The sequence below is a fragment of the Winogradskyella ouciana genome (assembly GCF_965284585.1).
Lineage (GTDB): Bacteria > Bacteroidota > Bacteroidia > Flavobacteriales > Flavobacteriaceae > Winogradskyella > Winogradskyella ouciana.
In genome coordinates, this window is the sequence record NZ_OZ260095.1 from 847622 (window position 1) to 870828 (window position 23207).

Genomic DNA, 23207 nt, shown 5'->3' on the forward strand with positions numbered 1-23207 from the left:
GCTGTCATCTCTTTATCTTAAAAATAAGCCCTTAACTGAATCGTACCAGTGTGAATAATTTTAGAGGTTTCTGTTTTTCTACCAAAATAGTTGAGATTTAAATCTAGAAATTTGGTTAGTTTCTTTTGTGCTAACAAACTCCATGTAAAGTTTTTTCCAGGCTGTAAACCTTCAAGCATTTGGTAAGCGACTGGTGTGTTGGCATTGCCTTCAAACTCATTTTGAAAAAAGTTAAACTCACCCGTTAAGGCAATTTTTTGGGCATTGTTATATGTGAACGACAGGCCATAGTTGTTTTGGGATAAGGTCTCTAAACTTCCTATGGTATTACTTTTTGAGGTGTATTGATAAAAGACATCAAACTGTGCATTTTCACTGAATAAATAAGATAATTTAGGCTGAAAGCGCTCTTCTTCAATATTAAAATTACGATTGGCAAAATTCTCACTAATGCTTTCATCTGTTCCAAAACTAGCTAAAGCATTTACCAGCCAATTAGTCGCGAATTTATGATTGAAATTTAACTGATGACTGGTCAACTTATTTTCCTGAAAACCGATGGATAACAAATTGCGACTTGTATTGGTCAAATAAGTATAAGATGTTGTGTAACGTTGCTTTCCTCTATTGTAAAACAACACATTTCGCACACTGTTGTTTAAGGCCAATTGATTGTCTTCATCATCTTTAAAAGGATTGAGGTTAAAGTTATTGCCTTCTCGCCTTACCTTTCTATCCACTAAATATGAGGTCTGATTATAAAAATGAGAGAAGAACTTTCTCGTTTTGTTTTTAGATTGGCTCCATTGTATAGGATTAATGGTCAAAGTCTGGCTCAATCGATTTTGATGTGTTCTTACAAAAACCTGGTTAGGCAATAGTACTCTAATATAATTCCCTTGGTCTGCAAACTGTGCTATTTCAAACTCATTTAGTTCTTGTATACCGTTGTCGTTATAATCTATCCATGTATAAGCCCCTTGCCCTGCTTCTACCTCAACATAAGTAAAATCTTGTTGTGGCAATGTGCCCGAATTGGTTTCAAAACTCGTGTTCCAAACGATAAGATTATTGAATAATTTCTGATTGTAATTTAAACGACTGTTCAAACTTTGTTCATCTTCAAAATTGGGATCTTCAGATTTTAAATCCCTATAATTGACAAATAACTGAAGGTTGGTACTTTTATTCTGAATCAAACGCGACTTTAAATAATAAGTGTTTGAGTTGTTGACACGCTCTAAAGAATTATTTCTTAAACTGTCGTTGAAACGTTTTATATAACCCACTTCAGCATACACCTTAGTACTGTCACCAATACCAACAAAAGCTTCATAGGCTTTAAACCTTTGACTTAACGGTGTTAAAGAATCCGTAGCAATAACAGTTTGCTCATTGTCTTCCGTAGCAAATTTAACTCCAGCCCATTTGTTGTTTTTTCCATAGATGACACGATTAAAGGATCTTAAAAATGTGGAACGGTTAATAGTACTTTCGCTATTGAGAAAACTCGAATTTGAAAATATCCTAAAATTCCCCAAGCGCAAATTAGCGGTCACGTTATGTCGACTACCATTAAAATTATTGGCATAGTCTAAGTACTCAAAATTATAGGCGGCTATGCCTTTCTTAGCATGAGACAGTTTTAATCCTGAAGTTAACAACAGCTGATTACCAAAATTAAAATTACCTTGATCATCTCGATTATCGTTCTCTAAATTCCAATCACGATTAAATTCCGCTCTGTATAAACGTTGAATCGTTCTAAAATCCTTCTGGATAAAATCTGCATCTATCAAGGCGAATAAATTCCAAAGGCTATCCGATTTTATCAATTTTTGATTGACTTTTAGTTTTCCTGCAAAACCATTATTGTCGTCATCATCTATGTTCGAAAATAAATTGGCATCATTTTTACTTCCTGCCAATTCAAAAAACACATCTGTTCTTTCAGTAGGTTTATAACGACCATTCAACACTGCAATCTGTAAACGCTCAGGAGCCACTAATTGTGTAATAGGTTCATAATTTCCCTGTGGTACTCCTGCAATTGGTGCTACATATTCAAAAATATTGCTCACAGCATTATCATTGCTCAACACATAATTTCCTTGGTTGGCACCTACCAACGTAAAGCGTACACTGAAGAGTTCATCCTCTGGGTTTTGGGAAAACACAAATACTTCTTCCCCTCCAACAATGTCTTTACGGTATAGAATTCTATTTTCAGAAAACGATTCTGGTGTTGCTGATGGAGCTACCATTAAACTTCTATCATCTCCTGCATCAGCTAAAATCTGAGTCTGCTCAGTTGAGAGGTTTTGTTGTAACGGTTGATTTTTAGCATCACTTTCAGAATACACAGAAACGTTTAAGTTTAACTTTTCGGTGTTATAAGAACTGCCACCAAAAACCGTAAATCTTGAATAGTTGCGTTCGCTGAATTGGTAATCGACCGTAATTCGCATTTCGGAAGTTATCGGAAATGTAGAATTGAAAATAATCTCACCTGCATTGTAATCAATAATATAATCGTTGTTTTCTCCACGTTCTAAAGGCACTCCATTAACGTAAACCGTTTCGCTACCAGAGACAATGAGTACAAAGAGTTCATTATTGGGACCACGTAATTTATAAGGGCCTTGATTGCCTTCTTGAGCCGTAAATTGGGTAGTCGTAAATTGTCCTCGTACCAAAGCACCCGAAGCAAAAACAGACGTTTTTTCACTTATGTTGGCATTGACCAGTAACCCTTGTACACGCTTAGAAAAATTGGCGAAATAACTGTTGGTATTCACCAAATCAATGTCACCTGCTCGTATATTCCAGTTATCGCTAAAAAGTTCTATAAATACCTGATCAAATTCATCCAAGCGTTGGGAATAACCACTTTCTTGCAAAGGGATATTAGCATCCTGTATTGATGCTCTTAAAGACACTTTATCACTTAATTTACCCGAAATCTGAAGGTCTAATTCGCTATTCAATACCGAATTCTGATTGTTTCCAATAGTAACTCCTCTAGAAATGCTTCCGGAAGTCGTTAACCCATCAAAAGGTGTAAATACATTTCGTTTGTTGGTGTTTTCGAGCTTGTACAAGGCCTCCGTACCAGGACCTGAGCGATCTACGATGACATCGTCATCCAACTGTCTATAAACCTTGGTTAAAAATTCAGGATAACGTAAATATTCGATTTGAATCGTATCTACGTCAATAGACTGTTTAAACCTCAAAATTGATTTTGAATAATCCACGGTATAAAGCGTAGAGTCCAAGATTTTGCCCTCTTTTGTTTTTACAATAAATTTAGAAGGGTTAATACTTACCGAATCAATTTTAATAGTATCCTTTACAACCAAACGCTTTTTTTTGTAATTACCAGCATTCTCTTGGGCAACACCCAAAAAAGAACTCAGTAGCAATAGAAAAAGTAGCGTATGCTTCATTGTAGAATAATAACTATTAAAACCCTCGATTATTTTATTGTTAAAATAGCCTCAAAATAATAGTGTAAAAGTAGGGTATTATTTAATTTAGACCGATAATAAGACATTAGTCTGTCAGACTGAGCGCAGTCGAAGTCCTTATGGAATCTAAGTTTAATTAAAAAGAGTCCCGTTTACACGGGAAATGTGTATGAAAATAGCATCCTATAACGTCAATGGTATTAGAGCAGCAATTAACAAAGGGTTTATAGATTGGTTAAAAGCCACCAACCCAGATGTCATTTGTCTTCAAGAAATTAAAGCCATGGAAGAGCAGTTGGATTTAGACTTATTTACTCAAGCCGGTTACGAGTACAACTACTGGTTCAGCGCTCAAAAAAAAGGGTATAGTGGTGTCGCTATTCTGTGCAAAACAAAACCCAATCATATTGAATTTGGCACAGGCATAGAATCCATGGATTTTGAAGGCCGAAACTTAAGGGTAGATTATGATGGAGTTTCTGTAATGAGCATGTATCTACCTTCTGGGACTAATGATGCCAGATTATCTCATAAGTTTGAATATATGAATATGATTCATGAATATCTCAACGAACTTCAAAAAGAAAAACCAAATCTTGTCGTTTGCGGAGATTATAATATTTGTCATGAAGAGATTGACATCCATAACCCAAAAATGAAAGGAGTGTCTGGTTTTTTACCAGAAGAACGCGAATGGTTGGGCAATTTTATTGATAGTGGTTTTATTGATAGCTACCGACATTTACACCCAGAAAAACAAGAATTTTCATGGTGGAGCTACAGAGCTAATTCCAGAGCCAATAACAAAGGATGGCGATTAGATTATGCCATGGTTAGCGAACCCTTACAAGAAAAGATAAAACGAAGCGTTATACTCACTGAAGCTGTACATAGCGACCATTGTCCTATATTATTAGAATTAGATATTTAGAATCAAATCAACAACTTAACAACTTATAGCATGATAAAAAGAATTTCATTAATAGCACTGGCACTTACCCTTTTCTCTTCGTGTGTATCAAAAAAAATATACACAGATCTTGAAACTAAGTATGCCAATCTCAAAAAAGAAAATAGAAATTTAACTGATGAAGTTGAAACCCTTAACGCTGATAAAAACAAACTATCCAATGATTTAGACGCGCTGCAACAAGCCTACGACAAAGCAGTTGCCGAACGTGATAAATTGCAAAGCGATTATGCAGCAACAAAATCTAATCTCGAAAATCTAAAAGCATCCTACGACGCTTTAGAACAAAACAGCTCTGCCGAAATTGCGAAAAACTCAAAAAAGAACAGAGAACTGTTAGCACAACTCGAAGCCAAAGAACAAGCACTAGCTGCAGAAAACGAACGTTTGGAGAAGTTGAAAAAAGAACTCGAAAATAGATCCAAACGTGTTGCTGAACTAGAAAGTGTTATAGCGGCCAAAGATGCCAACATGCGTGCATTAAAAGATGCTATTTCTAAAGCCTTAACCAATTTTGAAGGTAAAGGCTTAACGGTTGAACAGCGAGATGGCAAGGTCTATATTTCTATGGAAAATAAACTCTTGTTTCAATCTGGTAGCTGGTCAGTTGGTACCGAAGGTCGTAAAGCCGTACAGCAATTGGGAAGTGTATTGGCCGAAAATCCTGATATCGCTATTTTAATTGAAGGCCATACAGACAATGTACCTTACAAAGGCAACGCACAGTTGAGTGGTAACTGGGATTTATCCACTAAGCGCGCCACAGCCATCGTTAATATTCTTAGGGAAAATCCATCTATCAATCCTGAAAACTTAACTGCTGCTGGTCGTGGAGAATATGCACCAATTGCCTCAAACGACACCGCAGAGGGTAGAGCCAAGAACAGACGTATTGAGGTGATTTTAACGCCTAAGCTCGATGAGATTTCTAAACTATTGAATGAAATATAAACGAGTTGTAATAGCGAGGAACGAAGCAATCTCATAATTAGCATATTAACAACCATTCGTAAGATTGCTTCGTTCCTCGCAATAACATATTAACACAGATTTAGACCTCACAGGTTTTAGAAACCTGTGAGGTCTTGTTATATTTGTTTGTATAATCATAAATCAAATCAACGGTATCAAACTGAGCGCACGCGTGCCGCTGAAGCTTTAGAGTAACAACAGTCGAAGTGCAACTGTAGATATGTAGATGAGATCCTGAAACAAGTTCAGGATGACAAAATAAAAGTTTAATTAAAAAGAGATTCCCACTTTCGTGGGAAGTGAACATGAAATACACAACACTACCCAACACCAATATAAAAGTTAGTAAAATATGCCTTGGCACCATGACCTGGGGCAACCAAAACACCCAAGACGAAGGTTTTGCACAAATGGATATGGCCTTGGACAAAGGAGTTAATTTCTTTGATGTGGCTGAGCTCTATCCTGTACCTGCAAACGCAGAAACTTATGCTGAAACCGAGCGTATTATTGGCAATTGGTTTAAAAAAACCGGCAATAGAGACAAGGTGGTTTTAGCAACCAAGATTGCAGGACCAGGTGATTACACTGCTCATATTAGAACAACTGGGTTTAGTAAAGACGCACTAAATGAAGCGGTAGATAACAGTTTAAAACGACTGCAAACCGATTATATAGATTTATACCAACTGCATTGGCCAGAGCGCGACACCAACACCTTTGGGCAACGTGATTATAAGCATAACCCAAATGAAAAATGGGAAGATAATTTTAATGAAGTTCTTCATAATCTCGATGAGCTTATTAAGTCCGGGAAAATAAGGCAGGTTGGATTATCTAATGAAACCGGTTGGGGAACGATGCGCTATATGGAAGAATCTAAGTACAGTGACTTACCACGAATGATTACCATACAAAATGCGTACTCCTTAGTGTGCAGATCTTTTGAAAATGATTTGGCAGAAATTTCACATCGTGAAAATATTGGGCTTTTAGCCTATTCACCAATGGCATGTGGTGTGTTATCGGGTAAATATATTAAAGGCACGGACAAGGCAAACTCGAGGTTAAATTTATTCCCGCGTTTTTCACGTTACAGCAGTGAGCAATCTAATGAAGCTACAAAAAAGTATTTGAAAATCGCAGAAGACAATAATATGACATTAGCACAAATGTCTTTAGCTTTTGTTAGTGAACGTCCGTTTTTAACCAGTAATATTATTGGTGCAACTTCTTTAGAGCAACTAGAGGAAAATATAGATAGCATTAATATGTCATTATCAGAAGATGTGATGAAAGCAATCAATAAAGTACATGAGGAGATTCCTAATCCTGCTACATAGATTTATTTGGAATAATTTATAAACTTAATTGCCCTAATAAATTATAACAATAAAAAAGCCCTTCCAAAATTGGAAGGGCTTTTTTCTAATAGATATTATGTGATTTTGTTACCATCCTTGTCAAAGAAATGGTATTCAAGATAAGTGTAAGCATCTCTAGGTAAAACTTTTACCCATTTTTTGTGTTCAAAGAACCACTTTGTACGTACCGATGGATACCCTTTGGTTAAAAAGGCCGCTATAAAAGGATGTGCGTTTAGCGTTATCTTTTTATAGTCTTTTTTAAGAATCCTTTCGAGGTCTTGCTTAATACGTTCCACCACTTTAATTGGTGCTTCGATTTCGTCTCCACCTACAAGATTAGGATTTTGTTCTTTTGTTTTAATATTGCGCTCTGGCCTAACGCGCTGTCTGGTTATTTGCACTAACCCAAACTTACTCGGCGGCAATATTTTGTGCTTTGCTTTGTCGTCTTTCATCTCATCTCTGAGAAAGTTGTAAAGCTTTTTTCGGTTCTCTGCACGACCCATATCAATAAAGTCGATAACAATAATGCCTCCCATATCGCGTAAACGCAACTGGCGGGCAATTTCTGCGGCAGAGATTAAATTGACTTCTAAAGCTGTGGCTTCTTGGCTTTTTTCTTTATTAGAACGGTTACCACTGTTTACATCTATAACATGCATAGCTTCGGTATGTTCTATAACCAAGTACGCTCCTTTTGCCATAGAAACGGTTTTTCCAAAGGATGTTTTTATTTGGCGTTCTACACCAAATTTTTCATAAATCGGAATTCCGTTTTTGTAATACTTTACAATAGACTCTTTTTTCGGTGCAATTTGCTGCACGTAATCTTTTATTTGTATGTACAATTCCTCGTCATCCACAACGATACCAGAAAACGAATCGTTAAAAATATCCCTTAAAATTGAGGATGCTTTGTTCATTTCGCCAAGTACTTTTGTTGGGTGATGCGCCTTGTACAATTTTTTACACATTGCTGTCCATCTTGTCAGCAAATTCTGTAAATCACTGTCTAGCTCGGCAACTTTTTTGCCTTCAGCTACAGTACGAATAATAACACCAAATCCTTTAGGTGTGATACTTTTTACTAGTCGTTTTAAGCGGTCTTTTTCTTCTTGCGATTCAATTTTTTGTGAAATTGAAATACGGTTAGAAAACGGCACCAAGACTATGTATCTTCCTGCAATAGACAATTCTGAACTAATGCGAGGTCCTTTTGTGGAAATAGGCTCCTTTACTACTTGTACTAAAATTGATTGATTGGATTTTAAAGCATTGGCAATAGCGCCATGCTTATCTAAATCTTTTTCAAACGGAAAGTTTTTGAGCGTATAATCTCTTAATTTTCCTGTGCTTACACGTTTAATGAATTTTAAAAGTGAAGGGAGTTTAGGTCCTAGATCGTGATAGTGTAAAAAACCATCTTTCTCATAGCCAACGTTGACAAACGCGGCATTTAAACCTGGCATAACCTTACGTATTTTGGCAATAAAAATATCGCCAACCGCAAAGTTATTATCCTCTTCGTCTTTATGTAATTCAATAAGTTTTCCATCTTTTAATAAGGCAAAATCAACAATATCTGAACTCGATCTTATGATTAATTCCTTGTTCATAATGTTAATTTATATCCATCCTTTAATTAGGACAGATGGATTTTACTTAATTAATTGACACAGGATTCCTGATTGTTTATCAGGATTATCCAGCAAACTTAAGTACACTCTATTAAATGTGCTTAAATTCTATATCAAAGAACGTTCTTTGTAAAAACGTATTTAAACTTTTTATGTTTGAATGCGTTCTAAAACTGAAAAAAGTAGTTTTTAAAACTACTTTTCCTCAGCTTATTTCTTTTTGTGACGATTAGCGCGTCTACGTTTCTTACGCTTATGCGTCGCTACCTTGTGTCTTTTTCTTTTTTTACCACTTGGCATAATAAATAATGCTTTTTTAAATTAATATTTTTTTTAATGTCTTTAGTTGACTTCAACATTAGTTTTTACACCTTCTAAAAATACTTTAGCTGGTTTAAAAGCTGGTATGTTGTGAGCTGGGATTTTAATCGTAGTGTTTTTTGAAATGTTACGACCAGTTTTTTCAGCTCTTGTTTTAATAATAAAACTTCCGAAACCTCTTAAATACACGTTGTCACCACCTTCTAGAGATGATTTTACTTCTTCCATAAAGGTTTCTACTGTAGCTTGTACGTCACCTTTCTCGATACCTAATTTATCAGATATTTTAGCTACTAAATCGGCTTTTGTCATTGTTATTAGTTTTAGGGTTACTATAAATTCTAAGGGATGCAAATATATGTAATTTAATTTCAATATTTCAAGCGTAATTAATTAAAATTTAACGTGATAAAGATTTAATTTTGCTTCATCAATTAAAAACTTAATGGATTTTAACAAAAAACTAACTAACTGGTATTCAAACAATAAACGAGATTTACCTTGGAGAAATACCAAAAATCCATATTACATTTGGCTTTCAGAAATTATTTTACAGCAAACCCAAGTTAAGCAAGGGTTGCCATATTATGAAGCTTTTGTTAAAACCTATCCTACAATTTTTGACCTTGCAAACGCTACTGAGCAAGAGGTTTTAAAACTATGGCAAGGCTTGGGTTATTATTCTAGAGCTCGAAATTTACATACCACAGCAAAGCACATTGCTTTTAATTTAGACGGTGAGTTTCCAAACAATTATAAAGACCTACTAAAATTAAAAGGTGTTGGAGATTATACAGCTAGTGCCATTGCATCAATAGCTTTTAATGAAGTTGCCGCAGTAGTAGATGGTAACGTATATAGAGTTTTATCGCGATACTTCGGAATTGATACTCCTATAAATTCTACCTCAGGTATTAAAGAATTTAAAAAATTGGCGTCCTCTTTAATAGATAGAGAACAGCCAGCGACCTTTAACCAAGCCATTATGGAATTTGGTGCAAGGCAGTGCAAGCCCAAAAATGCTGATTGCTCCATTTGTCCTTTAAATAATGGCTGTGTTGCCTTACAGAAAGGTTTAGTGGAAACGCTTCCCGTAAAACTAAAGAAAACCAAAGTCACTAACAAATATTTCAATTTTTTAGTTTGTGTTGACCAAAACAAAAACACATTGTTAGAAAAACGAACTGGCAAGGGCATTTGGCAAAACCTGTATCAATTTCCTTTAGTTGAGTCTACAAAAAGCCTCAAAACTAATGAGTTCCATCTTTTAAATGTAGAAGAGGAATTATTTAAAGGTTTAAAGTTTGATTATTGGCTATATAACGAGTCGGACATCATCCACAAATTATCTCACCAGCATCTTTATACTAAATTCTGGATTGTTGAAATTAATGAACTACCCAAAGGGTCTATACCTGTTAAAAACCTTGATTTATATCCTACACCTGTGCTAATTAGTGATTTCATTAACACCTTCAATTTTAATAATATATAGAAATCACATTTTTTTCTTAATTTTAAAGGAGTGATATCAAATTGAGTAACTTTGCAAGCTAAAACAAACATATTATGTCAGGAACGTTAAATAAGGTAATGCTAATTGGGCATTTAGGAGATGAAGTAAAAATGCATTATTTCGACGACAAAAATTGTGTCGGTCGTTTTCCATTGGCAACCAACGAAACTTACACTAACAAGCAAACCAACGAGCGTGTCTCTAATACAGAGTGGCACAATATCGTGGTGAGAAACAAAGCCGCTGAGATTTGTGAAAAATACCTGAGTAAAGGAGATAAAGTCTATATTGAAGGTCGCATAAAAACTAGAAAATGGACAGATGATAAAGGTATGGAGCGTTATTCTACGGAAATTCAATGTACAGACTTTACGTTTTTAACCAATAAAAACGAACAACAAGGTGTGCAACCACAACAGGAGGCTCAAGCCCAACAACCATCTCAACAACCTCAACAACAGACCCAAAACAGTGTTGCACCAGAAGAGGATGATGATTTACCATTCTAAATTCATATAATTTAATTTTATCTTGGATCCAGAACCCACGGTTTTAATTTCAAATTTATTACTCACTAACACTTCGTTTATTACGAGTGTTATATTACTTATTGTACTTCTTGGGTGCTCAGCACTGATTTCTGGAGCCGAAGTGGCATTATTCTCCTTAACGAAATCTAATGTAGATGAAGGCATGGAAAATAATTCTGCCGCAATGCAGATCATTGCTAAGCTGTTGGAGCGCCCTAAAAAACTATTAGCAACTATTTTAGTTGCAAACAACTTTATAAATATTGCTATTGTTCTTTTATTTGCCTTTATAGGTGAAACACTTTTTAGCAGCATTACACATGCACTTTTGAGGTTTTTGGTAGAAGTTGTCTCAGCTACATTTTTAATCTTACTGTTTGGTGAGATTATTCCAAAAATATATGCCAGTAGAAACAGTGTAAAGTTTTCTTCATTTATGGCGAGACCACTGAAGGTGTTGGATGTTATTTTTTCTCCAATCAGCCTCCCAATGCGTTTTGTAACGCTTAATATTCAGAAGAAGTTTGGAAAACAATCTTCCAACCTAAGTGTCGATCAGTTATCACAGGCTTTAGAGCTCACAAACCACGAAAACACGACGCAAGAAGAGCAAAAATTATTACAAGGAATTGTTTCATTTGGTAACACTGACACTAAACAAGTGATGCGTCCACGCATGGATTTATTTGCACTAAATATCGATACTCCCTTTGAGACTATTATTAGAGACATAGTGGATAATGGTTATTCTAGAATTCCTGTTTACGAAGAAAATATAGATAAGATAAAAGGTGTACTCTACGTCAAAGATCTATTACCTCACTTAAATAAGAAAACATTCGATTGGACCAGTATTCTGCGTGATCCGTTTTTTGTGCCAGAAAACAAGAAACTAGATGATTTAATGGTCGAATTTCAACACAAAAAAGTACATCTTGCCGTTGTAGTAGATGAATATGGTGGGACGTCTGGTCTGGTATCCTTAGAAGATATTATTGAAGAAATTGTAGGTGATATTAGCGATGAGTATGATGACGAAGATTTAATCTACACCAAATTAGACGACAATAATTATAGTTTTGAAGGTAAAACCCCTTTAAAGGATGTCTATAAAATTATTGGCATTGAAGACGAAACTGAGGATTTTGAAAGCAGAAAGGGTGAGGCGGAAACCTTAGCTGGTTTTGTTCTCGAAATTTCTGGTGGTTTCCCAAGAATAGGTAGTAAAATAAATTTTAAAAATTTCGTTTTTACTATTGAAGCTTTAGAACGAAAACGCATAAAACAAATAAAATTAACCTTGCTTAAGTCAAATATATGAAGCGTATAATGGTACCAATATTAAGTCTTTTTATGTTAGGTTGTGGTGATGATCCGCTACCCAAGCCAAAAGGCTATCTAAGGTTGGAATATCCTGAAGCTAAATATGAAAAGGCAACTTTACCGCTTCCATTTACCTTTGATAAAAACAAATTGTCTGAACCTATCAGTAAAGTAAAATCGTCTGGCAACGCCAAAGGTGTGGATGTAAAATATCCTGCTTTAAAAGCAACCATATACCTTACATATAAAACTGTAAGCAACGATAATTTGGATAGTTTGCTAAGAGATGCGCAAAATCTCACCCAAAAGCACACTATTAAGGCAGATGAGATTTTAACTGTTCCTTTTGAAAACAATAAAGACAAGGTCTATGGTATGCTGTATGAAGTTGGTGGAGATGCTGCTTCACAATCTCAATTTTATGTTACAGACAGCGTTAATCACTTTTTAAGTGGGTCTTTATACTTTTACGCAAAACCTAATTATGATTCTATTTACCCGGCTTCAGAATATCTAAAAAAGGATATAAAGCGCATAATGGAATCTGTAAATTGGAAAGAATAAAAACTTAATCTTAAGTCATAAAAAAAGCAGCCGAATGGCTGCTTTTTTTATTCTATATTTTGTATAGACTAGAAGTTGTAACGGATACTTGCGTTAAACGTTCTTCCAACACCTAGGTAGTAACCAAAAGCATTTCTTTGGTTAATATATGCTTCATTAAATAAGTTGAAAACATTCGCTCTAAACGTAATTGGGTTGTCTCCCATAGTAAATCTATAAGTTAAACCGGCATCAGCTAATGTATAAGCTGGTAGTCTTACAGACTCATAAGTACCACCATCTAAAGAAGCTTGGATTGCATCTTCCACATCAACAAACTCATACAAATCTGTATAGATATTATAATCCATATCTACAGAAAGTCCATCACAAATATCTGCAACAAATCCAACACCAAAAGACGTTTGAGGTGCATTACCTACTTTAACATCTGTTAGGTTAACAGTGCCATTTTCAATCACAAATTCTCCAGTATCATCATTTTGCAGGTTAAATGGAGTTTCATTATCATACTTCCAGTTACCAATAGAACCATATCCTCTAAGGCTCCAACCTGCTGCTAATGGTCTGTATTCAAAATCAAATTCTACACCTTGGTGTATTTGAGTAACATCATTAAATCTATAGATACCAAACTCATCCATTGGTAAGCTAGTGCCAAAACTTAAGAATCTATTTCCCCATTCTGTTCTGTAAACATCTAAATTAAATCTAAAAGAACTGTTGCTAAAACGGTATCCAGCTTCAAGACCAGTAATTGCTTCATTTTCAACTTCTGGCTCAACTAATTCATTAGAATATCTAATATTAGCAAACACGTTATCTAAGAAAGGTTGACGCTCAAAAAATCCTGCATTAGCAAAAATGCTATGGTTTTCAGTTAAGTTATAAGCTGCACCACCTTTAATTTGGTAACCTACTTTATTGATTTTTTCTGATTTTCCTAATCCGTCACCTACACCAGTAAAGAAACCTTCTCTTTGGTAAGATTGTGTAGACACAGCACCTTGTACAAAGACAGAGAAATTGTCATTTGCATATTCAGCCTGACCGAAACCACCAATATAATTTATTACCTCTTCGTAGTTTCTGTCATATCTTTGATCATCATCAGCAAAGTCAAATAAAGAAGACCATGGATTAGCTTCAAAGGTTTCAGAGATTACATAATCATCAGGCCTATCAGTTCTAAAGTTATCCTCATAACCATTAAGACCAAACTTATCTATTAATTGTCTAAAGTGGATTCCGTTATATGTTCTTCCATCTAACCCAATATTAAATGACCAATTTTCACTAGTTTCAATATTTAAGTTTGATAGTAAACCATACCAATTATGGTTATTTACAGAAGCTCTTCTTAAATAAGAATCACCGAAATTACCGTTATTGTTAGAATCTGCCGTAGCAACATTGTTTTCTTCAATTTGATCAAAATCTATTAAATATGGTCTTGAGCCATCATACATAGGATCATCACCAACTCTAACTCTTCCTCTACCAAGGTTTCCGGTTCCACCACCACGTCCCCAAGACGCATATAATACTGTAGATAGTTCTAAACCTTCTTTAATGTCATAGTCCCAGTTAAGGTTCATTACTGGTTTATGGTAGTAGTTACGTCTTTCTGTAAAACCTTCACCGTTATAAAACCCGTAATTATCATTAGCTTTCTCGCCAAATTCCTCATAAAATTCTAAATCTTCTGAGAAGTTTTGATCGTGCCATTGAGGAGCACCTGTCAATAAGAAGTTAAGAGTGTGTCTCTCATTTGGCTTATAACCAACAGAAAATAAATAATTTTGACCTTGTCCGGCAGTACCTTCAGAATATTTTCTATGTGCTTGCCAGTGATCAACAAATACTGAAAAAGCCCATCCTTTATCATTTATGCCAGAGTTATATGAAAAAGACCCTTTAAAGTAACTATCGTTACCAGACATAAATCTTACAAAACCACCTTCTCTTCTATCTGTTGTCTTAGATACAATATTAACTGTACCACCAACTGATGAAATTGCTAGTTTAGAAGATCCTAGACCTCTTTGAACCTGAACCGCATTAGCTACATCTGACATACCAGACCAGTTAGACCAGTACATTCTACCGTCTTCCATACCGTTTATTGGCTGTCCATTTAAAAGGTAAGCTGTGTTAGTGTCATCAAAACCTCTTAAGAATATTTGGCTATCACCAAATCCACCAGCTTGGCTCGATACATAGACAGATGGTGTGTTTTTCATAGCTTCACCAAATTCTACGTTACCAGCAGCTTTTAGCTGTATATCTTTACCTTTAATAGTAGATACAGCAACAGGTGTTTTTCTACCTTCTGCTAAATCTATAATCCCTGTACCTACAACTACAACTTCTTGTAGAGAGTTGTCTAAATCCAGAACAATAGTTCCTAGATTAGCATCACCATTAAACTTAATGGCTTTAGAAGCAAATCCGATATAGGAAATTACTATCTCACCAGAAGTTGAATTGGCAGTAATTGTAAAATTACCATCAAAATCTGTGGTTGTACCATTAACTGTACCTCTTACTAAAACATTAGCACCAGGCAGAGGTGAATTCATGTCAGCATCAACTACTTTACCTGTAATAGTAGCTTGAGCAAATGCTGCTGTAGTAAAAAGCATCAATACAGCTGCAAATAAAAAATAGTTAAATTTTTTCATATAAAATTTGAATTAATTGGTTTCAATTAGTGGCGCAAAATTACGTATATCTATAGTTATTATATTACCTAAATGTTAAGAATTTTAACAGCACAATTTAATTATACTTTTCGCAATTTTTATGCGTGCATAATTAAATTTTCAGAAAGTTTTTAACAGTTTTTAACGTTTTTCTTTATAAAAAGCCACTAGGTTTTGAGTCGAAGAATCATGTTTTAAAGAATTCGATTCTTCATTTAGCTCACTAAGTATAGATTTTGCCAGTTGTTTGCCCAATTCAACACCAAATTGATCATAGCTATATATGTTCCAAATTATGCCTTGAACAAATATTTTGTGTTCGTAGAATGCAATGAGTTTTCCTAAGCTTTCTGGTGTTAATTTTTGAACCAGTATTGACGTTGTTGGTTTATTGCCTTCAAAAACTTTGAAAGGAAATAGCTTATTGATTTGTTCGTTGGTAAGTGATTGCCCTTGCAACTCTGATAAAACGTCATCTTTTGTTTTACCATTCATTAAGGCTTCTGTCTGTGCAAAATAGTTAGACATTAACTTATCGTGATGGTCTTTATTTCCATGAAGCGATTCTACAAAACCTATAAAATCTGCAGGAATCAATTTAGTACCTTGGTGAATCAATTGAAAAAAGGCATGTTGAGAGTTTGTACCTGGTTCTCCCCAAATTATTGTTCCAGTCTGATAATCAACAGTATTTCCGTCCCTATCTACACTTTTACCATTGCTTTCCATAATACCTTGCTGTAAGTAAGTAGCAAATTGATTTAAATATTGTGTGTAAGGAATAATGGCTTCACTTTCTGCATTAAAAAAGTTATTGTACCATACAGTTAATAATGCCGAAATAACAGGAATATTGCTTTTAAAATCTGAAGTCCTAAAGTGCTCATCCATTTTATGGGCCCCTATCAGCAGACTTTCAAAATTTTTGTAACCTAGTGCTAAACTAATTGATAACCCAACTGCACTCCATAGCGAAAAACGTCCTCCCACCCAATCTTTCATTGGAAAGATATTGGCCTCATCAATACCAAATGCTTTTACACTTTCTATATTGGTAGATACGGCAACAAAATGTTTGGAAACTGCTTCTTCTGGCTGATTTTCTAAAAACCAGGATCGAATGGAATTGGCATTGGATAAGGTTTCTTGGGTAGTAAAGGTTTTTGAAACTATCACAAAAAGTGTTGTTTCAGGGTTCAGATTTTTAATGAGTTCTTTATGGTGGTCACCATCTACATTACTAACAAAATGTGTGTTGAGTTGGTTTTTATAAAACTGAAGTGAATCTACAACCATAGCAGGTCCAAGATCAGAACCACCAATACCTATATTAACAACATCTGTTATTTCCTTACCTGTATAACCTTTATGCGTTCCGTTGACTACCGAATCTGTGAAAGTTTTTATTTTCTGTTTTACCTCAAAAACTTCTGGGATAACATTAGCGCCATCAACAAATACCTCAGTATCTTTTGTTGCTCTTAATGCCGTATGCAAAACCGCCCTACCTTCCGTGGCGTTGATGATATCCCCTTCAAAATATTTTGAAATAGCGTCTTTTAAATTAACATCATCAGCCAATTGCAACAATAAATCTAGAGTCTCGCTTGTAATTCTATTTTTTGAAAAATCAACATAAAAATCATCCCACTTTACAGTTAAATCATTTGCTCTGTTTGGGTCTACCGCAAAAAGCTCTCTTAGGTGTTTGGACTTAATCGTTTTAAAATGCTCTTCTAATTTTTTCCAGGATTCTGTTTGGGTCGGATTTGTGGATTTCAATGCCATTATTGAATGTCTGTAATTTGATCTTCGGTGATTGTATTTTCAATATCTTTAGGCTCGCCTTCCAAGAAAAAGATATTGTCTAATTGCTGTTTTATTGGCTTTATGTAGTCTAGGTATTTCACTTTTAAACTATCTGAAATTGGTTTTGCTTCTGGCAATTTTTGTTTAAAAGGGTCGACTTGTTTCCCATTTTTCCAAAAGCGATAACATACATGAGGACCACCTGTATTACCGGTCATACCAACATATCCAATTATATCTCCTTGTTTTACAAATTGTCCTTTTTTTACCGCTTGTTTACTCATGTGTAAATATTGGGTGGTGTACGTGTCGTTATGCCTAATCTTCACATACTTACCGTTACCTCCTCGTCTTGTAGATTCTATGACCGTTCCATTTGCAGTGGCCATAATTGGTGTGCCTACCGATGCCGCAAAGTCAGTACCTTTATGTGGCCTAACTTTGTAACCATAATAGGCTATTCTTCTATTTAAATTATATCGAGAAGATAATCTACCAAACTTAACCGGCATTTTTAAAAATGCTCTACGTAAATTTTTGGCATCTTCGTTAAAGTAGTCAACAATACCTTTTATAGAATCTGTTTGAAACCGAAAAGCGTAGAGGGAATCTCCATTATGCTCAAAATATGCCGCTTTCACATCATGAACACCTGCATATATACTATCGTTTATATACTTATCCGTATAAATTACCTTAAATCGGTCTCCTGGTTGTAGACGTCTAAAATCTATGGTCCATGCGTAGATATCATCAGCCATTTTAAATGCCAGCATTTGACTTAATCCTTTTTCTTCTAAAGTTTGGGAAATATTATTTTCTATGACGCCTGTTGCTGTTTTTTCGACATAGGTTATGGGCTTTGTGCTTGTATAGGCCTGAATGGAATCTTTAAAATCTATAACCACATAATCCTCTAGATTTTGCTGATAGATAAAAGTTGTTGGTTTTTGAATACTATCATTGGCATTCTCTTTAGAAAATAATAAGGTATAAGGTTTACCAACTTGAAGCTTGGTGGCAATATCAAAAGTGTCTTTTGCTTTTTCGGCTATTTGGTAAATTTCAGGGTAACCCACATTATTTCGCTCTAAAATAATACCAAAAGTATCTCCTTTTTTTACGGTATCTCTTTTAAACTCGAACTGTTTTAGATCAAAACCAAATTCAAGAATTTTTTCCTCTTCGGCTATTTCGGCTATCTCTTTATTGTAAGTTTCTTCCGCTGAATTGTCTTCTTTACAAGCAAAAACAAACACGGAAACTACGATTATTGCTATTAATTGTTTCAACTGCATTAAGTATGCTAATTATATATTATTTCCCCAATTTTCTAATTCTTCTTCAGTCCATAGATCTGGAAAAAAAATACGTCTTTGATATTTTGGATGCATGTATTTTTTCCAGTCACTACCACCAGTGGCTTCTCCGTCACCCAAGGCACTATCTATGTAGTGCTTGGCTGTGTTATAATGTGCCATTACCCAAGTAACGTTAACCGTATAGTCAAAATGGCGCATTGCCTTTACCAAGTCCTTATCTTTTTGGTCTTCAACTGGCAACTCTTTAAAACGTGTCCAAAGATTTTTAGTGTTATACGTTTCCATAAATCTTAAGAACTCGTCTTTGTAACGCTTTTCAAAATTAATTAAAAGCGTTGATTTTTTTCCTGTTTTATGGTCTTTTCCTGCAGCTTGCCAATATAGATGTTCAAATGCGTGTGTAAATGGTGTATTTCTATCAATATCTTTTCTAAACCTATAATCAATTAGATTTATCAATTCGGTAGATGCAAACTCTATTAACCTGTACTGCGCACTCTGAAATCCACTTGCGGGAGTCAAGGTATATCTAAATTTCATGTACTGCTCTACTTCCATGCCTTCTCCCATGATATTAAAGGAAGTTGTGAGCATATCAAAATAACGACTAATACGCATGATTTTATTCTCAAAAAAGACCACGTCTAGATTTTCCTTTTCGGCCACTTGGGAAATTTCCCAAAGTATCATTTTAAAAATAAGCTCGTTGATTTGATGATAGGCAATAAAAACCATCTCATCTGGTAATGTAGTACGTTGAATCTGAAGATTTAACAGTGCATCAGTTTGTATATAATCCCAATATGTAATCGGCTTGCTATAAAGCAAGCCGTATAAATGGTCATCTGTATCTTGGTCTATTTTGGTGTACTTCTCTTGAAGCGCTTTAATAATCTCGTCGTAGTTAGGTTGGTCTGGCATAAATTAATTATCTAATACTATTGGGAAAGTATGTTTTAACCCTTTAAACTGTACTAAATCGGCACGTAGTGATCCTACGGCCAAGTCTGCTTTTATCTTTAATGGAATTTTATTCTTATCAGCACTCACCCACAAGGTCAAACTCTCTTCTTCCTTAAATACTCTACCTGCCATTACGTAAGGTCTAAATTTTAAGGTTTTAACTCTAACTTTAGAACCATTAACATCAACCTTTATTGTTTCTTTACCCAAATATTTAAGCTTAAAACCATAATTCTCTTCATCAAAAAACATATTGGTTTTTATTTCGTCTCCAATACTTAATGAAGAAATATCAATGCTGTTTCTTAGATAATAGTACATGGACACCATGTCCTGCACATCTTTTTCTGTTGAAATAGTCTTTATCTTTTTATGCTTCTTGTTATTGACAATAGCTTTTTGCTCTTCGTGAATAAAATCAATCTCTATGTCTTTTGTGTGGCCACCTTCGTCAATTTTCCTAATAAATTTATATGGTGCACCTGTTTCCTTATCAAAGTAGCTTTCGTACCTATCTCTTACTTTAAAAAAAGCATTGGCAAGACCTGTGGTCTTTCCTTTACCCACAACATGAAAAACGGACTTTCCGTTTAATTTTTTCTCATCAACTTTTAATGTCGCCTCACCAGCTTTAAACCAGCCACTGTAGCTCATTCTAAATTTAAACCACTCACCAGATTGAAAAGCAGGTTCACTCTGTATGCTTGGCGCCTTAAGTCCGATAAGAAAAACTAGTATGGTAAATATATATTTCATGTGTTTTTGTCTAGTGAAATTTGACGGTCACATACAGTTCGCAATTTATACTTCTATAAACCGATAAACTTTTAACATGCTCGTGTCATAATCTCCAGTTTGTAAATTTAAATAATGTAACGCAATTTTTATGTTACAATTATCTTAATTACAATTACTGTTCCAAATCTATTAAAACCCTGAAACACAAGCAAAAACTATAGTCTATTTAAAAATATCTTCGATTAATGCTCACATTTTTAAAGTTTTTCGATGCTAGAGTAGAGCAAACCAAAGTACATCTATTTTAAACTTGATGTACAATTAGAATTTAGAGTTGGTTTTTATAAGCGCGTTTATCAGTAGGGAGTTAAACGCGCTTTGCTTTTTTTATAAAGTACCTCTCTTAGCCTGTTCTCTTTCAATAGACTCAAACAAAGCCTTAAAATTACCTGCGCCAAAGCCACGAGCTCCCATACGTTGAATAATCTCAAAGAACAAGGTTGGCCTATCCTCTACTGGTTTTGTGAAAATCTGAAGTAAATAACCTTCTTCGTCAGCATCTATCATAATGCCAAGGCCTTTTAAGGTTTCGATATCCTCTCTGAGTTCATGGCTGAATTCTTCCAATCGTCCTGGTACGGCTCTATAATACTCTTCTGGTGGAATGGATAAAAATTCAACTCCTCTGGCACGCAATTGAGAAACGGTTGTTATGATATCGTCAGTGGCCACTGCAATATGTTGCACACCTGGTCCTTCATAAAAATCTAAATATTCTTCAATCTGAGAACGCTTTTTCCCTTCTGCTGGTTCGTTAATTGGGAATTTTATTCTTCCGTTACCATTACTCATTACTTTACTCATCAGTGCAGAGTATTCGGTATGGATTTGCTTATCATCAAATGATAGGAAGTTTACGAATCCCATCACATCCTCATACCATTTTACCCAAGTATTCATTTCTCCCCAACCTACATTCCCGACCATATGGTCTATGTACTTTAAACCTACTGGTTCTGGGTTGTAGTCAGACTCCCATTTCATAAAACCAGGCATAAATACACCATTGTAATTTTTGCGTTCTACAAACATGTGTACGGTTTCACCGTACGTGTAGATGCCAGCTCTCACCACTTCTCCAAATTCGTCTGTTTCAACTTTTGGCTCCATATAGGACTTGGCTCCACGTTTTGTGGTTTCTTCGTAAGATTTGCGTGCATCATCTACCCAAAGTGCTACCACTTTAACTCCATCACCATGTTTAACTATATGATCGTTTATTGGGTTCTCAGAGCTTAAAGGCGTCGTAAGCACCAGTCTGATTTTGTCTTGTTTTAAAACATAAGACACCGTGTCTTTGCTTCCTGTTTCCAATCCTTTGTAAGCATAAGACTGAAAACCAAACGCAGTCTTATAAAAATGTGCCGCTTGCTTTGCATTACCTACATAGAATTCCACATAATCTGTTCCTAGAAGCGGAAGAAAATCTTGCGCTCCTTCGAATATTTTTTCTAGACCGTAATCAACGGATTTTATTTCTTTACTCATGTTAAAAAGCCCATCCTAACCTTCCCAGAGGGAAGGAACTCAAAATTGGACAGATTTTGAGTTTTAAATTAATATCATGTTTTTATTTTTCGATAACTTAAAAAGTCCCCTTTGGAGATTTAGGGACTCACCCAAGACTTATAATAATCTCCATCAGCAATTTTTAATGCCTCTTCTGTTACTTTTAAAGGCTTAAACGTATCTACCATTACTGCCAGTTCATCTGTTTTCACCTTACCAATACTGCGCTCCATTGCTCCTGGATGTGGTCCGTGAGGAATACCTGCAGGATGTAATGAAATATGGCCTTTGTCAATATCATTCCTGCTCATAAAATCGCCATCTACATAATACAACACCTCATCACTATCTATATTACTATGGTTGTATGGTGCTGGTACAGCTAAAGGATGATAATCATATAGACGTGGTACAAAACTACACACCACAAAAGCATCGGTTTCAAAAGTTTGATGCACTGGTGGTGGTTGATGTACTCGTCCCGTTATCGGTTCGAAATCGTGAATTGAAAACGCATAGGGATAATTGTACCCATCGTAACCCACTACATCAAAAGGATGCGAAGCATAGACCATATCAAATATGTCATCTTGCTTTTTTATCTTGATTAAAAACTCACCAGATTCATTATAGGTCTCCAGTTCTTGCGGCTGGCGTAAATCGCGCTCACAAAATGGTGAATGCTCCAATAATTGCCCAAACCAGTTACGATAACGCTTAGGTGTGTAGATTGGTCTTCTACTTTCTACAATAAATAAGCGATTGTCTTCTGTATCAAAATCTATTTTATAAATAATGCCTCTTGGCACCAACAGATAATCTCCGTATTTAAAATCTAAATTACCGAGATGTGTCCTTAGTTTACCTGTGCCTTTATGGACAAAAATAAGCTCGTCAGCATCTGTGTTTTTATAAAAATAATCCTTTGTGGATTTTTTTGGTGCTGCGAGTATAATGCTACAATCGCTGTTGGTTAAGACAGTCTTTCTGCTATCTAAATAATCGTTTTCGGGCTTTATCTTAAATCCATGAAAACGATAGGATTGCATATTATTGGCTTTGGCTACTTTTGGTGCGACACTATACTGTTTCTTTATTTCTTTTACTTGAGTTGGTCGCTGTTCATGGTAGCTGTTGGTTGACATTCCGTCGAAACCTATGGTACCAAACAATTGCTCATAGTAAAAACTACCATCTGGTTTTTTGAACTGTGTATGGCGTTTTGGTGGAATTTTTCCTAATTTATGATAAAATGGCATTTGTAATCCTGTTTAATTGTTGAGTTGTTTATTCGTTGATTTGGTATAAACCAGCAACGTTTAAAGGTACAAAAAATGAAAACTAAATTAAAGATATCCTGAAATAAGACTTCGACTCTGCTCACTCAGTGCAGAAAAGTTTAGCGTATCCGTTCAGGATGAGACAAATACT

The 23207-nt window shown here is 35.2% G+C and carries 17 protein-coding genes; 7 read left to right on the forward strand and 10 right to left on the reverse strand.

What is annotated here, in order from left to right; genetic code table 11:
- Window positions 1-17: 17 nt before the first annotated feature.
- Window positions 18-3449: a hypothetical protein gene (locus ACQ65V_RS03860; protein ID WP_430466942.1), complete on the reverse strand. Its 3432-nt coding sequence runs from the start codon at window positions 3447-3449 to the stop codon at window positions 18-20.
- A 190-nt stretch (window positions 3450-3639) separates the two neighbouring features.
- On the opposite strand from ACQ65V_RS03860, the gene ACQ65V_RS03865 reads away from it, so the two are divergent.
- The 3 genes from ACQ65V_RS03865 (at window position 3640) to ACQ65V_RS03875 (ending at window position 6755) form a co-directional block, all read left to right on the forward strand.
- Window positions 3640-4401 (forward strand): exodeoxyribonuclease III, encoded by a 762-nt coding sequence (locus ACQ65V_RS03865; protein WP_430466943.1) that lies wholly within the window; start codon window positions 3640-3642, stop codon window positions 4399-4401.
- 30 nt (window positions 4402-4431) lie between these two features.
- Window positions 4432-5391, forward strand: a complete 960-nt coding sequence (locus ACQ65V_RS03870; protein WP_430466944.1) for an OmpA family protein — start codon at window positions 4432-4434, stop codon at window positions 5389-5391.
- A 326-nt stretch (window positions 5392-5717) separates the two neighbouring features.
- Window positions 5718-6755: an aldo/keto reductase gene (locus tag ACQ65V_RS03875; protein ID WP_430466945.1), complete on the forward strand. Its 1038-nt coding sequence runs from the start codon at window positions 5718-5720 to the stop codon at window positions 6753-6755.
- Window positions 6756-6850: 95 nt separating this feature from the next.
- Here the strand turns inward: ACQ65V_RS03875 and ACQ65V_RS03880 are convergent, their stop codons facing one another.
- Both ACQ65V_RS03880 and ACQ65V_RS03885 read right to left on the reverse strand, forming a co-directional pair.
- Entirely contained in the window at window positions 6851-8395 is a 1545-nt protein-coding gene (locus tag ACQ65V_RS03880) for an Rne/Rng family ribonuclease (RefSeq protein WP_430466946.1), read from the reverse strand.
- A gap of 363 nt (window positions 8396-8758) precedes the next feature.
- The gene (locus ACQ65V_RS03885) at window positions 8759-9049 is read right to left on the reverse strand and encodes an HU family DNA-binding protein (RefSeq protein ID WP_155088089.1); all 291 of its coding nucleotides are present in this window, start codon (window positions 9047-9049) and stop codon (window positions 8759-8761) included.
- Window positions 9050-9182: 133 nt separating this feature from the next.
- Here ACQ65V_RS03885 and mutY point away from each other — a divergent pair, with 133 nt between their 5' ends.
- The 4 genes from mutY (at window position 9183) to gldD (ending at window position 12670) form a co-directional block, all read left to right on the forward strand.
- Window positions 9183-10232: an A/G-specific adenine glycosylase gene (mutY, locus tag ACQ65V_RS03890; protein WP_430466947.1), complete on the forward strand. Its 1050-nt coding sequence runs from the start codon at window positions 9183-9185 to the stop codon at window positions 10230-10232.
- A gap of 74 nt (window positions 10233-10306) precedes the next feature.
- Window positions 10307-10762 carry a single-stranded DNA-binding protein gene (locus ACQ65V_RS03895; RefSeq protein WP_430466948.1) on the forward strand — a complete coding sequence of 152 codons (456 nt, stop codon included), beginning with the start codon at window positions 10307-10309 and terminating at the stop codon, window positions 10760-10762.
- A gap of 22 nt (window positions 10763-10784) precedes the next feature.
- Window positions 10785-12104 carry a gliding motility-associated protein GldE gene (locus ACQ65V_RS03900; protein ID WP_430466949.1) on the forward strand — a complete coding sequence of 440 codons (1320 nt, stop codon included), beginning with the start codon at window positions 10785-10787 and terminating at the stop codon, window positions 12102-12104.
- Window positions 12101-12670 (forward strand): gliding motility lipoprotein GldD, encoded by a 570-nt coding sequence (gene gldD, locus ACQ65V_RS03905; RefSeq protein ID WP_430466950.1) that lies wholly within the window; start codon window positions 12101-12103, stop codon window positions 12668-12670. Before ACQ65V_RS03900 ends, gldD begins: the two co-directional genes overlap by 4 nt.
- Before the next feature lie 68 nt (window positions 12671-12738).
- On the opposite strand, the gene ACQ65V_RS03910 is transcribed toward gldD, so the two are convergent.
- From ACQ65V_RS03910 to ACQ65V_RS03940, 7 genes are all read right to left on the reverse strand, one after another.
- Window positions 12739-15354: a TonB-dependent receptor domain-containing protein gene (locus tag ACQ65V_RS03910; RefSeq protein ID WP_430466951.1), complete on the reverse strand. Its 2616-nt coding sequence runs from the start codon at window positions 15352-15354 to the stop codon at window positions 12739-12741.
- Window positions 15355-15516: 162 nt separating this feature from the next.
- On the reverse strand, window positions 15517-17163 hold the full coding sequence (gene pgi, locus ACQ65V_RS03915; protein ID WP_430466952.1) for a glucose-6-phosphate isomerase: 1647 nt from the start codon (window positions 17161-17163) through the stop codon (window positions 15517-15519).
- A complete protein-coding gene (locus ACQ65V_RS03920) occupies window positions 17163-18482 on the reverse strand; it encodes a peptidoglycan DD-metalloendopeptidase family protein (RefSeq protein WP_430466953.1) in 1320 nt (439 codons plus the stop codon). The genes pgi and ACQ65V_RS03920 overlap by 1 nt, the downstream gene beginning before the upstream one ends.
- 12 nt (window positions 18483-18494) lie before the next feature.
- Window positions 18495-19427: a tryptophan 2,3-dioxygenase family protein gene (locus ACQ65V_RS03925; RefSeq protein WP_430466954.1), complete on the reverse strand. Its 933-nt coding sequence runs from the start codon at window positions 19425-19427 to the stop codon at window positions 18495-18497.
- 3 nt (window positions 19428-19430) lie between these two features.
- Window positions 19431-20225 carry a DUF3108 domain-containing protein gene (locus ACQ65V_RS03930; RefSeq protein WP_430466955.1) on the reverse strand — a complete coding sequence of 265 codons (795 nt, stop codon included), beginning with the start codon at window positions 20223-20225 and terminating at the stop codon, window positions 19431-19433.
- Between the two features lie 369 nt (window positions 20226-20594).
- Entirely contained in the window at window positions 20595-21755 is a 1161-nt protein-coding gene (gene hppD, locus ACQ65V_RS03935) for a 4-hydroxyphenylpyruvate dioxygenase (RefSeq protein ID WP_155088079.1), read from the reverse strand.
- Between the two features lie 119 nt (window positions 21756-21874).
- On the reverse strand, window positions 21875-23035 hold the full coding sequence (locus ACQ65V_RS03940; protein ID WP_430466956.1) for a homogentisate 1,2-dioxygenase: 1161 nt from the start codon (window positions 23033-23035) through the stop codon (window positions 21875-21877).
- Window positions 23036-23207: the final 172 nt, after the last annotated feature.

Coding starts and splice junctions, on each gene's coding strand:
- ACQ65V_RS03920 (WP_430466953.1), bottom strand. CDS start 18,482: ATGCAGTTGAAACAATTAATAGCAATAATCGTAGTTTCCGTGTTTGTT.
- ACQ65V_RS03930 (WP_430466955.1), bottom strand. CDS start 20,225: ATGAAATATATATTTACCATACTAGTTTTTCTTATCGGACTTAAGGCG.
- ACQ65V_RS03880 (WP_430466946.1), bottom strand. CDS start 8,395: ATGAACAAGGAATTAATCATAAGATCGAGTTCAGATATTGTTGATTTT.
- ACQ65V_RS03885 (WP_155088089.1), bottom strand. CDS start 9,049: ATGACAAAAGCCGATTTAGTAGCTAAAATATCTGATAAATTAGGTATC.
- ACQ65V_RS03870 (WP_430466944.1), top strand. CDS start 4,432: ATGATAAAAAGAATTTCATTAATAGCACTGGCACTTACCCTTTTCTCT.
- ACQ65V_RS03940 (WP_430466956.1), bottom strand. CDS start 23,035: ATGCCATTTTATCATAAATTAGGAAAAATTCCACCAAAACGCCATACA.
- ACQ65V_RS03865 (WP_430466943.1), top strand. CDS start 3,640: ATGAAAATAGCATCCTATAACGTCAATGGTATTAGAGCAGCAATTAAC.
- mutY (WP_430466947.1), top strand. CDS start 9,183: ATGGATTTTAACAAAAAACTAACTAACTGGTATTCAAACAATAAACGA.
- gldD (WP_430466950.1), top strand. CDS start 12,101: ATGAAGCGTATAATGGTACCAATATTAAGTCTTTTTATGTTAGGTTGT.
- ACQ65V_RS03860 (WP_430466942.1), bottom strand. CDS start 3,449: ATGAAGCATACGCTACTTTTTCTATTGCTACTGAGTTCTTTTTTGGGT.
- ACQ65V_RS03875 (WP_430466945.1), top strand. CDS start 5,718: ATGAAATACACAACACTACCCAACACCAATATAAAAGTTAGTAAAATA.
- ACQ65V_RS03895 (WP_430466948.1), top strand. CDS start 10,307: ATGTCAGGAACGTTAAATAAGGTAATGCTAATTGGGCATTTAGGAGAT.
- ACQ65V_RS03925 (WP_430466954.1), bottom strand. CDS start 19,427: ATGCCAGACCAACCTAACTACGACGAGATTATTAAAGCGCTTCAAGAG.
- ACQ65V_RS03910 (WP_430466951.1), bottom strand. CDS start 15,354: ATGAAAAAATTTAACTATTTTTTATTTGCAGCTGTATTGATGCTTTTT.
- hppD (WP_155088079.1), bottom strand. CDS start 21,755: ATGAGTAAAGAAATAAAATCCGTTGATTACGGTCTAGAAAAAATATTC.
- pgi (WP_430466952.1), bottom strand. CDS start 17,163: ATGGCATTGAAATCCACAAATCCGACCCAAACAGAATCCTGGAAAAAA.